Genomic DNA, 16,281 nt, shown 5'->3' on the forward strand with positions numbered 1-16,281 from the left:
CATCTATTTTCGTTTTAATCTCTGTTTACGGCGGTTTTTCCCATCTGCCATCGCCTGTTTACGGAGATTAGATGATTCAGTGACAGCTTGCTTTTCTTCCTTTACTCCATGTATCTTCTTCAGTTCTGCAGCCAATGACGCGATCGTCGGATGGCTATACATCATGACCACCGGAACCTCTATGCCATAAACTGATTTGATATGACCGCTCATCTGCAGCAAATCAAGGGATGTCGCACCCATTTCAAAGAAGTTCTCATTCACATCCGGTTCATGATGAAAAAAGGAGCTGAGTACATCACTCAATGATGCTTCTAGACGATCATCTATGACCTGCGATATTTCTTGAGACGGCTCTTCTTCCTGCTGCATAGGTGTTAAGCGATGTTTCATTCTCTCACCCATGTCTCGAACGGAAACAAGAATTTGCGGATAATCTAGACGCAGCACTTCCTGAAAGGCCTTTATCCCTTGTTCTGGTAAAATTCCTGCGTGCTCCTCAAGTGCCATCATGTCATTGACTTTGGCCGCTAATGCTGAGTCGTGTGCCATACCGACTTTTTCCCACCGATCCCAGTTTAAAGAAATCACTGGCTTCCCTTCCTGCCTCTTCGCATGAGCAAAGCTGTCCATAAAAGCATTGGAAGCCGCATAAGCCACTTGTCCAGCCGCTCCAAGAAAGGACACAAGGGATGAACAAAGTAAAAAGAAGTCGAGCGTTTCATCCTTGAGTGCTTCATCCAGCACATAGGTCCCGTTGATTTTTGCCTGACACATGCGAATTTCATCGTCTGCTGTTCTTGCTTGGATGATCTTCCCATCTGCCTCTCCTGCCGCATGAATGACACCATGTAAATCACCAAATGACGTATGAGCCAGCTGGACCGCTTTCTGCACAGCATCTTGATCTGACACATCACCGTGTACAACTTGTACATCAGCTCCTAACTCTTCAAGAGTCATCAGCTTTTTCACGGTCTCAGCTTCTTTCCCATCTGCATCACGAAGCTCATGCCATGCAGAGCGTTCACGTATTTGTACTCGGCTCATGAACACAAGTTTCGCTTGATACGTTTCTGCTAAATGTTTAGCTAATGTGAAGCCAATGCCCCCCATACCGCCGGTCATGAGGTAAACGCCATGAGTCCTGAAAGGCTGCTTGGACGATTCCTCTTTGTTTAAAGGGGTACTTGAAGCCTTTCGAACCCACCTGCTGTTCACGCGATACGCCACGACCGCATCTTGATCGTGCATTGCAACCTCGTATGAAAGAAATAGCGGCCAGTCCGCCTTTGTTTCCTGACATAAATCAATGTGCTGACACGCAATATGCTGATATTCTTGAGGAATGGTCAGAGCCAGCCCAGTACATGTTGCTTGAAGAGGATTGACCTTCTCCATCCCGATTACATCATGCGCTTGGTTTGTCACAAGATGAAGACGGATGGCTGTGTTATGATACTGGCTGATCAGCCTGACGAGATCGAGCACAGATAAGTAGTTTGGCTGATCATCGGTATCTTCTGTTAGTTCATCATGCATCCAGATGATCTCTTCCGGTATAAATTCAGATTGCTGCAGTTCAGCCATCACCCACTCTAAATGTGACAGCATATGAACGTCAGCCTTCATCAACTGGTCATTTTCTTTGATCGTATGATCACTTTGACATACGCTGACAACCTCTGCATGCCGTTCTTTCAAATAAACGCCAATATGACCATTTTTCTCAAAAACCAAGATACGCTTCCCTTGATGATGCTTCTCTTTTAGTACAGGTGCAGAGCGCTCCCATACCGGGATGTAAAACCAGTCTTGAAAATCAGCTGAGAGTTTCTCCCCCTTTTCTGATGGCGCTAAAGCGGTCATCAGCTGATCCGCTTTAAACTGCGGAGAAGGGAATATTTGATGCTCGAATGGATATGTTGGCAGTGACACTCGATATAGGGCCTTTTCTTTTCTGACAGCGCTCCAATTCGGTTCCACTCCGAAACTCCACAGCTTCCCTATAGCCTTTTTCATATATTCATCATCAGCAGCTTGTTCTTTTGGATGTCTCACCAATGAAACAGCCGCTGCTTTGTTCACATCATAGTCATCATGTCGTCTCACAAATTGAGTTAACGTATGACCTGGCCCCACTTCAATGAAAACCACTTCTCCAAGTCCAAGTAACGTCTCTACTCCTTGACTAAATAAAACAGGCTGCCTGATATGAGATGCCCAGTAATCAGGTGATGCGGCTTGTTCATTTGTTAACCAGCTCCCTGTCACATTCGAAAGGATCGGAATCTCGCCCTGCTGATAGGTGATCTCCGAGAGAACGTTCTTAAACTGTTCGGACGCTTCAGCCATCATACTCGTATGAAAGGCGTGAGAGGTTTTCAGCTTTTGGACAGAAGCTCCTCTTTTTTCAGCTTGTTCGAGATAAATCTGTAACCGTTCTGAAGGACCGGAAACAACAGATAATTGTGAGCTATTCACTGCAGAAAGCTCGACACCTTCTGGAAGATCATGTTCAATCTCATCGGCAGGGAGTGACACACCGGCCATTTCACCTGGAGGCATTTTTTGCATCAAACTGCCTCTTTTTAAAACGATCCGGATGGCATCTTCAAGGTTGATCATACCGGCCACGCAGGCAGCTGTGATTTCTCCAATACTATGACCAATGAAATAATGCGGACGTATGCCTAGTCCCATCAGCTTCGATGCGAGCGCATACTCAAAACTAAACAAGATGATTTGTGTATATGATGTTTGCTGCATAAGTTGTTCTGCTTTTATGAACTCTTCTTCGGTTGTTGGATATAACACGTTCTCGATCTCAACACCTGATAACGATAAAATAATGGCAAAACATTTCTGAAGCGTTTCTTTAAATTCAGGGTCTTTCTCATATAAATCCTTGCCCATATTCACATACTGAGCACCTTGACCAGAAAACATCCAAACGACCGCAGGCTGTTGAAAGGCCTTTTGCGGCTGGCCGGCTGACTGGAATGTGCGGCCCGGACCTGCAAGAAAAGCTTGTCGATAAGGAAAATGCTTTCGTCCCTCTTGCAGGGTAAATGCAGCATCGGATAGTGTGACATGCTTATGTTCTTTTAAATAAGATGTCATTTGTTCAGCAGACTTTTGAACCGCCTGCTTCGATCTTGCCGAAATCACCATTAGTTCATGATCTCTTTCTACTGACGGTTTGTCGGCGACGGGTGCCTCTTCCATAATCAGATGTACATTCGTTCCGCCGACTCCAAATGAACTGACCCCGGCACGCAGCGGCTGCTCTGATTTCGTCCATGGTACGGGTGTTGTATTTACATAAAATGGGCTTGATTCAAAATCAATTTTCGGATTCGGTTTTTTATAATGAAGGCTAGGCGGCAGCATCTGATGGTACAGACTAAGCGTTGTCTTGATAAAACCTGCAATCCCTGCGGCTGAGTCAAGATGACCAATATTGGTTTTCACAGACCCAATCGCACAAAACTGTTTTTTATCCGTTTGAAAGGCTTGCTTTAGTGACTCAATTTCAACTGGATCTCCAAGAGTCGTACCTGTGCCATGTGCTTCAATATAAGATATACTCTCAGTTTCTACACGACTGATGTTGAGTGCCTTTTTAATGACTTCGCTTTGTCCTTCTATACTTGGTGCTGTGTAGCCAACCTTCCGCCCGCCGTCATTGTTATAGGCTGAACCTTTAATCACGCCATAGATATGGTCCTTATCCTTTAGTGCCTGCTTTAATGATTTGAGCACAACAACACCGCAGCCCTCGCCGCCAACGGTTCCTTCTGCCTGTTCATCAAAAGCCCGGCAGTGCCCATCCGGCGACATGATCATGCCCTCTTGATACATGTATCCTTTTTTGTGAGGGGTCGTAATGGTGACGCCGCCTGCGAGTGCCATTTTACATTCTCCGGTAATCAGGGCGCGCGCCGCCATATGAATGGCAGTCAAAGAGGAAGAACAAGCTGTATCAACAGCTACGCTCGGTCCCTTCAAATTCAATTTGTAGGATACCTTTGTGTTCATGAAATCTTTATCTGTTAACTGAACAGCCGCAAATTGTTCAGATGAGTGATTCGTTCTCATCAGCATGGAAGCAGCTTGCCAATATAAATTAGCAGAAGCAGCTCCAAATAAACCAATCGGTTCCTGATAGGTTTCAGGGTTATAGCCTGCATCTTCAAGGGATTCCCATGCCACCTCATGAAACATGCGGATTTGCGGGTCCATTACTTCTGCTTCACGCTGTGAATAACCAAAGAAATCTGCATCAAAGTGATCATGCTGATCGACTGCTCCTTTGGCACGTACATATTGCTCATGGTCTAATGCTTCTTTCTCAACCCCTGCCTCAAGCAGCTCTTCCTTCGAAAAGAACGTAATGGACTCTCTTCCATTTGCAAGGTTGTCCCAAAAGTGATGAATATTCTTTGCTCCCGGAAAACGGCAGGCCATCCCAACCACTGCAACCTCTAATCCTGTGAACTTACTCATCTATCATCCCGCCTAACAGTTGAGCGGCACTTTCTAAGTCATCCGCTTCATTTTCTCCATCATTTTCGATCTGTTTCTCTTGCCCTGAGACTTTGTTTCTCAATTGAGCGGCTATTTGCGAAACAGTTGTATATTGGAACAGCTCCATCACTGTCAGCTCCTGCTGAAATTCCTCTTTCACTTTATTGGACAGTTCAACGATATTAAAAGAGTTCCCGCCTAAATCGAAAAACGGTTCATCTATACGTATCTGCGCAGCAGGGACTTGTAAAATAGATGCGAAAATGCGAACAAGCTTCTGCTCTGTTTCATTATGTGCTTGAATGGTCAACGGCTCTTGATTGCCTGCCACTTGATCTTCTGGATTCGGCAGTGCTTGGATATCCAATTTCCCTGATAGATTCAAAGGAAATTGTTCTATTTGAATGACATGCCTCGGCACCATATAACCTGGTAACCTTTCACTTAAAGACTGACGAAGCGCACGCTGATCTATCGCTTGTTTTGCCAGCATATATGCGCAAATGTATTGGTCCTGATCCTTCGTTTCCTTAGGAATGACAATGACATCTTGAATCAGTCCTTGCATATGCGGGTCATCAAGAATCGCTCTGCGGATCTCCTCGAGCTCAATTCGATACCCTCTGATTTTCACTTGGCCATCGTTTCTTTTAGCAAATTCTATCAACCCATCAAACCGCCATCTTGCAAGGTCTCCCGTACCGTATAACATCCCGCTGCTCAGCTCTGGTTTTTTGATAAATTTCTCCTTGTTCAGATCAGGGTGATTGATGTACCCACGACCTACACCATCGCCTGCTATATATAGTTCGCCAAAGACGCCAATCGGAACTGGCTCCCCTTGCGCGTCACATATGAAAATATGCTCATTCGGCATCGGCTGCCCAATAGGAATGACCTGCTCGTCCCAGTCATGGGGAATCAAAAAGGATGATGACTGAACCGTACATTCAGTCGGCCCATACGCATTAATCATGATCGGTTTTTCACCTGATACATGCTGTAAAAATTGATCCATCAGCTCTTTTGTGAACACCTCTCCGCCCACCAGCAGCATGTTCAAAGCAGGCAGGTCTTGTTTCGATTGCGCTGCTGCCTTGTTCATCAGCTTTAAGTGAGAAGGGGTCACATCTGACAGCTGAATGTGGTTTTCTTGGTAAAACGACCATAACGCATGCCCATCCATACGAACTTCATCTTTGGCAATATGCAGCGTATGCCCGAGGAGCAATGCCGGGAACAATGTTTGAACAGACGCATCAAAAATGTGTGAAGCCAGCATCCCTACTTGCAAAGGATCAGGGAGCAGATCAAAAAAGCGCGTTTTCATTCCATATACCAAATTAATGACATGACGATGTTCAATAACGACCCCTTTTGGATGCCCTGTCGTTCCTGATGTATACAGGACATACGCCATATCCGAAGGCGAAATAGACCAAGTCAGATTCTCTTTTATTGGCGATTCTTGAAGCATGTCTTGAATCACATGAACCTCGACATCCAATCCTTCGTGCCCGTCCGCATCCGAGACAATAACTGCAGCACCGCTGTTTTTGAGCATATACCGAATTCTTTCGATCGGCAGATGGACATCAATCGGTAAATAAGCATAGCCAGCCTTTAAAATGCCAAGAATGGCAATGACCAGTTCAGCAGACCGATTCATTCTGAGTCCAACAGGAGTCTCACGTGTCATCTCACTTTGAGACAGTCTAAGTGCAATGCGATTCGATAAATCATCAACCTCTTCATATGTATAGGAGGTGGTGCCAAACACAACAGCCGTTCGTGCTGGATGCAATTGGACTTGTTCTTGAAATAACGACACAATATCACGATCCACTGGATAAGCGAGCGACTCTCCTTGAAACGAATCAAACAGCTGACTTTTCTCCATATCAGATAAAAATGAGTGTGTGCTCATCGCTTGTTCAGGCGTTTTGAGACTTTGCTCTGTGAGTGTCATGAAATGTCTGGAGAACTGCTCCATCATTTGATCGTCATAAATGGAAGCATCCCAGTGAACTTCAGCATGAAGGTGATCTTGTTCTTTCTTCCAAACAATGAGCACATCCGCATGCAGCTGCTCTCGGTCAGCATGCCCATGCAATGGCTCAAACGCACATGCCAGATTGACACGCTTCTTGTCTTCTCCTACTGATCGCCAAAGCTCATCCATTAAAATATGAACAGGATAGTTTTGATGACGCACTGCCTCCTGAAACGTTAGTTTCACCGCCTCTAGCCCTGCGCTAAAGCTCATATGAGGCTCAATCTCTGCCTTAAGCGGCAGCATATGATTAATGGCTGATTGATTGGCAGACTGTTCCATTGTAGGAACAGTCACCATCAACTCAGTTTTTCCGCTATAACGTTGAAGCAAGCCAAAAGCGGCTGTGGTCAGCACGATAAACAGGCGTAAATCAGAATCTCCACATAATTGCTTTAACGAATGGTTCATAGCCATAGGGAAGGACGAATGAAGCGATCGGTTTATTTCAGCAGGCTTGACTTGCGAAACCGTATGAGGAATGCGGCCATCAAGCTGGACACTTGATAAGACAGATGTCCAGTAGGCTCTTTCCCTCGCCTTTTCCTTCGCCGCTGCTTTCAGTTGAAAATCATCATGTTCAATCACTCTTCCATTCACCTCTTTACTTATATTTTTAAGTCATCTAATTCGAAAAGAGATACGTCGTCTAATTGCTTGAATGAAGAAGTCAGTTCGATCTCTTCTATTCTCATCGCATCTGCTGAAACAGCCCGCATGATGTCTTTCAGCAAGCCTGCAATCCGCTGAATGGTTTCCTCACTGAAAAGCTCAGTATTATATTCAATCGTTGAAGAAAGACCATCTTCCTGCTCATACGCAATCCAGAGTAAATCAAAGCGCGACGTTCCTGTCTCATACGGATAATCACTAAAGGTTAAACCGCCTACCTTCAGTTCTGGCTGATTCATATTTTGCAAAGCGAACACAGCATCAAACAATAGATTCCGGCTGACACTCCGGCTTAACTGGAGGTCTTGAACCATTTGTTCATATTGATATTCTTGATGTCCGAAATCACCGATGACATGTGCCTTCACATCCTGAAGGAATTGCTGGTACGTCAGCTCTGCTTTAGGATATAAACGAAGTGGCAGCATATTGACAAAGATACCGATGACTTGCTGCAGCTCCTCTTGTTTTCTGCCTGCTACCGGAACCCCGACCGTGATATCTGATTGTCCGCTTAATTTATGAAGCAAAATCTGATACACACTTAACAGACCCATAAACAGAGTGGCGTCTTCTTTTAAAATCATTTGCTTAAACGCGTTCAGCTCTGCTTCTTCTATACGGAACGTATAATGCCCACCGCGGAATTGTCTCACCTCTGGCCGATCGAAATCTGTTGGCAGATCAAGTAGCGGGGCACCCTCTAACCGGTTTTTCCAGTAATCACTCGATTCTTTCAGTGCTTCAGACGCAAGCATGTCATTTTGCCATTCTGAAAAATCTTTATATTGCAGAGCGAGAGGCTCAAGCGTCCTGCCGTCATATAACTGCATAAAGTCGTTGACCAAAATATCTTGAGAAAGACCGTCTGAGATAATGTGATGCATGTCCAGCATGAGCACGAATTCCTCTTCTGCCAGCTTCATCACACCGACTCTCATCAATGGAGCTTCACTTAACGTAAAGGCAGTCAAAAATTGTTCAATCACTTGTTTTTGATCTTCCTCAGATCCTTGTGTCGATCCCTTTGTGAGGTCAAACAATGTGACTGCAAATGGTACCTCTTCTTCAATCTTTTGATAAGGGACGCCATTCTCTAGTACAAACGCTGTCCGCAAACTTTCGTGTCTCTTAATGAGCTGCTGAAAAGCCCATTCCAACCTGCTGATATCGAGTTTTCCTTTGATTCGTCCCGCTTTAAACTCGTTGTATCCTGTGCTGTTTACATCCATTTGCTGCATGAGATACAACCGTTTTTGCGCAGACGACAGAGGATAATGCTCCTTCACTTCGGCTTTTTCAATCGCATGATAAGCAGCAGTATCTGCTTGGTCGATATATGCTGCCATTAATCGTATCGTAGGTATTTGGAAAAATTGTGGCAGTGTCAGCTCTACACTAAATGCACGATGAATAATGCCAATGAAAGTAATCGCCTTAAGAGAATCTCCACCCATTTCAAAGAAATGATCATCTATGCCAATTTCATCAATCTTAAAGAATGCTTGCCAATGTTGACTTAATTCCTTCTCCAGCTCTGTTTCAGGTGCCGCATAATTCGTTGAAAGCGCTGGCCGAGAATACAAGTTTCCATCTTGTACATGCTCTCCGCCGCTCTCTTCCTCACGGGATAAACGGTCTACATATCTGTGAATACGATCATGTAAAGATGTTGTCGAAATAACCATTTGTTCCACTTGATCCAGTGAAAGCAATCGTTCAAAGATCATTCTTCCTTCTTTTTCTGTAATTAACGTTTCGGTGACATCATCTCCGATTGGAAGATCGAGCTGCTTCCCCTGCTCAAATTCCCAGCCGTCAAAGCTAATGACAGACCACTGTGTTTCTGAACGTAGATTGCGTTCATACACGTACGCATCGATGAAATGATTCACAGCTGTATAGGCTGTAAAACCGAGGCCGCCCAAGATCGGTGACAAAGATGACAGGACAAAACAGAAATCAAGGGATCGATCACCTAAGGCGGCATCAAGATGAAGTACGCCATTCATCTTCGCTTCAAAATGCGGCTCCGAAAATGTGACATCTGTTTGCTCCATCACCCGGAAAGATTGGTCGCCTGTCACTCCAGCTGCATAGATCACACCGTCGATCTGTCCATATGACGCATCCACTGTGTTGATCAATTGCTGGATATCTTCCCTGTGACGAACGTCTACTTTCTGTATGAGAACGTCTGCGCCTGTCTCTTCCAGTGCCATTACCTTTTGTATTTTTTTCTTTGTTGGATCCTGTTCATCGTGCGTAGACAGCCATTCTTGCCACTTGCTTCTATCAGGGAGTCCAGACCTGCTCGTTAAGATTAAGGTTCCCTTCGTTTGCTCGGCCAAAGTCTGGGCGATATTCAATCCAATAAACCCAAGTCCGCCAATTAAAATGTATACACCATCTTTTTTAGCCAAATGAGCATGTCCTGTTTCGGGAACTGAACCTTTCGCATACTTTTTCACATATCGCTTATTTCGTCGATAGACCGTGAGAAGCGGTCCATACGCTCGATCTAGCTCATCGCTTATTTGCTTCAGCAATCGCTTTTCTTGAACCCCATTTTCCACCGGGCGATCAATATCAAGAATGCGGTAACGCAAGTTCGGTGTTTCTTGTGAAATAACCATGGCAGGTCCTAGATGGATCGCTTTTTCAGGATAAAGTTCAGGCTCCCCGCCAACGGCATACGTCAATGAGGAAAGAACGGTAATCGATACCTTTTGGTCCAAAACATATTTTTTCAATGCCTGGCCGATATAAAGCAAGGAGTAATAAGCATCTTGCTGCGTTTGCTTCACCCATTCTTCTTCCGTGTGAGATGGCTGTCGTTCTGAAAGCCCCCATAGATGACAAACTTCTGACACGTTGATTTCGTCATCTGCCAGATTTGATATGAGCCTTTCATAATCAGATGGCTCATGTGACCGAATGGTATAGCTTTTTTCGTCATGCTTCGTAAATTCATTTCCTTTACGAACCAATACGAACTCGTTCCGTTTCGTCAGGAGCTCAGCCGCAATCTTCTCTCCGAAAGCAGATGGCTCTGCAAACAAAAGCAAGGCTCCGGCAGACGAATCATCTGATGGCACGCAAGGTAAAAGATCCGCTTCCCAATGAGGGGTATAGAACCATTCATCCATTTGCTGCTTTCGTCCAGACTGCTTTGGTTTTTCGTGCTTTACACGATCTGCTGCATCATACCAATAGGAAGTTTGATCAAACGCATACGTTGGCAGCGGCATTTTCCGCGGCTGACGGTTTAGATGGAACCTGTTCCAATCAATGGATAATCCGTTTGTCCATAGACGTCCGATCTGCCCAAGTAAAAATTCTGTATCCGTCACATCTTGTTTTGCATGTCTGAGCACATGACATACATGCTGATTCAGGCCGTTCAATGACCTGTTGACCATCACGCTTAAATCTTGTCCTGGTCCAATCTCAATTAATTGAATATTGTCCTCTTGTAAAATATTGGTGATGCCTTCAGCAAAGCGAACTGTATCGGTCATATGCCTTTTCCAATAAGACATATCTTTCGCACTCGTCTCTGTCATCCAATCTCCTGACAAATTCGAAATAAATGGAATACGAAGTGTTTTGGCTTTCATATGCTTTAATTTTTCTCCGAATTGCTCCGCTGCCTCCTTCATGACATGTGAGTGGGCAGCAATGGTTCCACCTAACCGCATACACATCAATCTGTTGCTTTTCAGCTCTTGTTCAAATTCACTTATCGCCTCTTCTAGACCTGACACGATACATGAGGAATCATTGACAACCGCGAGAGAAATATCTTTTGGAAGCATCGGTTTTAGCTCTTCCTCAGGTAATGGAACACTCATCATGACGCCAGCTGGTGACGATTGCATCGCATTCGCACGATAGGCGACCATGGACATTGCGTCCTTTAAGCTGAATAGCCCTGATATAGCGGCCGCCGTTAATTCGCCAAAGCTATAACCGATCATTGCATCAGGACGAATGCCCCATTCAATGAAGAGCATGGATAAGGCATATTCAATGGCAAAAATGGCCGGCTGTGCATATTGAGTACTTGCTAATTTTTCACGCGCCTTGTCTGTTTCAGCCGCTAATGGGTAAAGAATACGGGCAAGACTTCGCCCCGTTGCTTCTTCATATGCTTGAAAACAAGCATCCATTTGCTTCTTAAAGTAAGGCTCTTCCCGGTACAAATCTAATCCCATATTGAGATATTGATTGCCTTGTCCAGAAAACATAAAAATAATCTTTTGTTGCTCCACATGCGAATGCATGAGCTTTCCAATGCCCTTGCCTTGCTTTTCTGTTAATACTCGCAAAGCATCTTCTCTGCTTGCCGCAACAAATGCCTGACGGAAACCAAAGAACTGTCTTCCTGTTTGCAGAGTATAAGCTGCGTCTGCCAAATTGATAGAAGGCGTGTTTTCTATTTGGTTTACGAGTTTGTCTTTCATTCGTTCCAAGCTCGTTTTGCTCTTTGCTGAAAGAACAAGCAGCTCAGCAGAACGAGGCATTTGCTGACGATCTCTTTGTGGTGCTTCTTCTAATATGACATGTGCATTGGTTCCACCCATTCCAAATGAGCTCACCCCAGCCCGCCGCAAATGTGAAGCTGGCTGCTTCCAGTCAGTCAGCTCAGTGTTTACAAAGAAAGGGCTATGCTCAAATGCAATGTTTTCATTGGCTTTTTTGAAGTGAAGACTAGGTACAAATGTGTGATGCTGAAGCGAAAGCACAGCTTTGATCAAGCCAGCTGCTCCTGCCGCTGCATCCAAATGTCCAATATTGGTTTTGACAGACCCAATACGGCAAAATTGTTTTTTCTCTGTGTCGAAAGCCTTTGTGAGCGCCTCTATTTCAATCGGATCACCAAGTGATGTTCCAGTTCCATGTGTTTCCACATATTCAATCGTATCTGGTGAAACATCTGCTTGATGTAAGGCATCCTGAATGACACGTGTCTGTCCTTCAACGCTTGGAGCATTGAAACCAACCTTTTGATCACCATCATTGTTAATAGCAGAGCCCTTAATGACCGCATAAATATGGTCACCATCTTCTATGGCTTCACTAAGTGCTTTTAAAGCAACAAGACCAACACCATCTCCTCCAACAGTTCCATCTGCTTGATCATCAAAGGCGCGGCAATGGCCATCGCTTGATTTCACCATGTTCTGCTGATAAACGTAGCCTGATTTCACTGGGTGCAGGATCGACACACCTCCCGCAAGAGCTACATCTGAATCACCATTTGCAATGGATTGACAGGCCAAATGCAAAGCGACCAAAGAAGTCGAACAAGCGGTTTGCAGCGTGAGCGCCGGTCCTTTCAAATTCAATTTATGGGCAATTCTTGTACTTACGGTGTACGTATCATTGAGTGAACCCACTTCAAACAGCTCTGACATACTGCTATCAAGGGAAGCTGCAAAACGCTGAATCCATTGAAAATTCGATGTGGACCCAGTAAACAACCCAACTTTACCCGTATAATCTTCCTGCACATACCCCGCATCTTCCAGCGCCTTATATGCGTACTCATGCAGGAGGCGTATTTGAGGATCCATCATTTCTGCCTGACCTGGCGAATAGCCGAAGAAGGATGCATCAAATAAATCAGGTCCATCAATCACACCTTTTGCCCTCACATAATCGGGTCGTTCGAAGGTCTGACGGTCAATACCAGCTTCAAGCAGTTCTTCATCGGAAAAGAAGGAAATTGATTCTTCTCCATTCTTCAAATTTCGCCAAAATGCCTCAACATTTTTCGCACCAGGGAATTTACCAGCCATTCCAATAATGGCAATCGGCTCATTCGCTTTTCTTGTCTTTTGTTTCACAGGCTGCGTGCCTGCCGCTACCTGCTCTGAATCGCCGCTTAAATATGCGGCAAGCTCTCTAATCGTTGGACGGCGGAACATTTCGACCATTGGAATGCTTTGATTCAATTGCTTAGCGAGCTGTTGATTGACGTGGATTAAGTTGAGTGAATGCCCGCCAATGTCAAAGAATTTGTCATGAACACTTACCTCATCTAAGCCGAGGACTTTTTTCCAGATGTCTTGAATGACTTTCTCAGTATCAGAAAGATGGGCAGCGCCCGCCTGCTTATTCGTTTGCTGCGCCTGTTTCAAAGCAGGTAATGCCCGTTTATCTAGTTTGCCATTGGCAGTCAGGGGCATATCATCCAATTGAACAAAGTGAGTTGGGATCATATAATCCGGCAGCTGATCAGCCAACGCTTGTTTCATTGCAGCTTGATCAAGTCTGGCTGTCGTGACAACATATGCGGCCAAACATGGTGTACCAGAAGCATCTGGCTTTACAACAACAGCTGCTGCTTTCATACCTGGCTGTTCATTCAGCCAAAATTCAATTTCACCTGTTTCAATACGATAGCCTCTCAGCTTCACTTGATCATCATTTCGACCTAAAAATTGAATGAGCCCATTAGGCAGAATGCGGGCTGCATCACCTGTTTTATAAATTTTTTCACCTGGCTGGAAAGGGTGATCGACAAACCTTTCTTCGGTGAGTTCCGGTCGATTCAAATACCCTTTTGCGACACCTTTCCCGCCAATATATAATTCACCGACGGTTCCTTCCGGCATGAGATTCATATGTCTGTCAAAAAGAAGAATATCTGTATGCTGTGCAGGCTTTCCAATCGGTACATACACGTCTTGATCAAAATCCTGGTCATATCGATGAATCATGCAGCCAACCACCGTTTCAGTTGGTCCATATTCATTCACAATTTCAATTGGCTGCGGGAAGGACTGCTGAATGGATTTCGCTAGAGATGTTTCCAGCTGTTCTCCGCCTAAAATGAAACATTTCATTTGGCTGTCTGGGAAAGACAAATGCTTAATAAACTGTAAATGAGATGGTGTCAGTTTCATCACATGTACGCGATTATCTTTTATGATGTCTTCGACAAGCAGCTGCCGGTTTTCATGGTGGTAAATCATGATGGTATTTCCTGAAATGAGCGGCGTGAAAATAGAAGTAACCGTCAGGTCAAAGGACAGTGAAGTATACAAAGCAAAATGCCTTGTTTCTCCTCGAACATATACTTGCTTCGCCCAATCAATATAGTTGGCTAAGCCAAGATGATGAATGAGTACACCTTTAGGTCTTCCGGTCGTACCTGATGTATAAATGCAGTAGGCTGTTTGGTCTGAGGTGATGGCTTCTGCCAAGTTGTCTGATGGTCCGGTGTATAGATCCGGCTGTGTGATATCAATTTTTTCTCCATGATAAGCATAGGTGAGCCCTTTAATTGGATGAGTTAAGAGCCATTCTACTCCGCTGTCTTCTAATAGATATTCTATTCGTTCCTGCGGGTATTCAGGATCAATCGGCACGTATGCACCGCCAGCTTTTAAGATCGCTAAGCACGCTATCACCATTTCAATGGAATGCTCTGCTAAAATGCCGACACGCTGCTCCTGTTTGACTCCTTTGTTTTGTAAATAATGTGCGAGCTGGTTCACTCTCTTATTGAGTTGTTCATATGTAACCGTCGTATCGCCAAACTCAACTGCGGCTGCCGCTGGCGTTCGTTCCACTTGTGCTTCAAAAAGGTCAATCACCGTTGGTTCATTGCTAGATGTTGCCCCGCCATACTGCCGGAAGACCGCTAATTGCTTTTCTTTCTCTTCTTCTGATAGCAGCTGTAGCTGAGCAGCAGATTTGTGCGGATGAGCACAGGCATCAGACAGGAGATGAAGAAAATGCTGACACCACTTTTCGATTTGTTCAGCTGAAAAGCTGACGGGGTTATACACCAATGAAAAGTGCAGCTGATCATCAAACGCCTGGACACTAAGCGTGAGATCGAATTCTGTCTGCTCAGTCATCTCAAATCCACGAATACGAATAGGCTGATCGTTTTTCGTGAGCATTTGATCTAGTGGATAGTTTTCAATGACGACGATTGAATCAAATAACGATTGCTCTGCCGTCATTCCTGCATATTTCTTTAAATCAGATAGCGGTGTATGTTCATATTCATTTCTTACAGCTATCTCACGACTCACTTCCTGCATCTGTTCAAGAATCGGCCGCTCTTGTTCGAATGAGACCCGCAGCGGCAATGTGTTAATGAACAGCCCTGTCATCTTTTCAATATGAGGGACATCCGCATTTCTCCCTGATACTGTTGTCCCAAAGACAATATCATCTTGGTTGGCATACTTAGATAGCAAAACTCCCCACAGCGTATACATCACAGATGCGAGCGTCACGTCATATTGATTCGTGAATTTGCTCAGGCTCTCCGCAATGGAAGTATCCACTTGATGTTCATATTGATGAAAAACTTCTGAATTTTCATATGCGCCGCTTGACTTCGGAAGCAGTTCTGCATAACTCCAGCCATTGAAAACATTTTTCCAATAGGCGGCTTGTGCTTCTGTCTGTTGAAGGTTTTTCTGCTGCCATTTGACAAATGATTGGTAGGACGGTCTTTGTTCAAGAAGAGGTTTGTCCCCATTCGATAAGCGCTCATATGCACTCATCCAATCGCTTAATACAATCCCAAGGCTCCATCCGTCCAATAAAATGTGATGGAAGCTAATGAGAACCCAGCTGACTTCATCATTCACTTCACATAACGTCAGGCGAAATGGGACTTCCTGCAGATCAAAGCGTTCTTCTCGGTTCTGTGCCGTCACCTCCTCTTTCAGCACATGAAGAGGCTCCTTAGCTTGTGTCAAATCACGATATCGAATGTCTGGCTGGTGCTGCTTCAGCACAATTTGTACTGGTCTTGCGAGTTCCTGCCATCTGAACAATGTTCTAAGCATTTCATGCTGTTTGGTGACATTCGTCCATGATTGTTCAAAAATGTCTCGATCTATCGGTCCGTCTATTTCGATCAGCAGTTGTTCAAAATAAGCTGTTCCGTTCGGTTCCATTAAATGATGAAACAGCAGTCCCTCTTGGATCGTAGTGATACCTAACATATTTTCAATGTTCTGTTTATCCAGCTTCTGCGGCTGTAAAGCCAT

3 protein-coding genes are annotated in these 16,281 nt (G+C 44.7%); all 3 read right to left on the minus strand.

From position 1 onward, the window contains the following. Positions 1–3 precede the first annotated feature (3 nt). The 3 genes from ACSSTM_RS08580 to ACSSTM_RS08590 are packed head-to-tail and all read right to left on the minus strand — an operon-like array spanning position 4 to position 16,281. A complete protein-coding gene (locus ACSSTM_RS08580) occupies positions 4–4,509 on the minus strand; it encodes a type I polyketide synthase (RefSeq protein WP_437404135.1) in 4,506 nt (1,501 codons plus the stop codon). Continuing rightward, complete coding sequence (locus ACSSTM_RS08585; RefSeq protein WP_437404136.1) at positions 4,502–7,171, minus strand: non-ribosomal peptide synthetase; 2,670 nt, start codon at positions 7,169–7,171, stop codon at positions 4,502–4,504. The genes ACSSTM_RS08580 and ACSSTM_RS08585 overlap by 8 nt, the downstream gene beginning before the upstream one ends. Before the next feature lie 20 nt (positions 7,172–7,191). Continuing rightward, positions 7,192–16,281 (minus strand): hybrid non-ribosomal peptide synthetase/type I polyketide synthase, encoded by a 9,090-nt coding sequence (locus tag ACSSTM_RS08590; protein ID WP_034664688.1) that lies wholly within the window; start codon positions 16,279–16,281, stop codon positions 7,192–7,194.

This window comes from Bacillus sp. RK1064 (assembly GCF_051488405.1).
Classification (GTDB): Bacteria; Bacillota; Bacilli; order Bacillales; family Bacillaceae; genus Bacillus.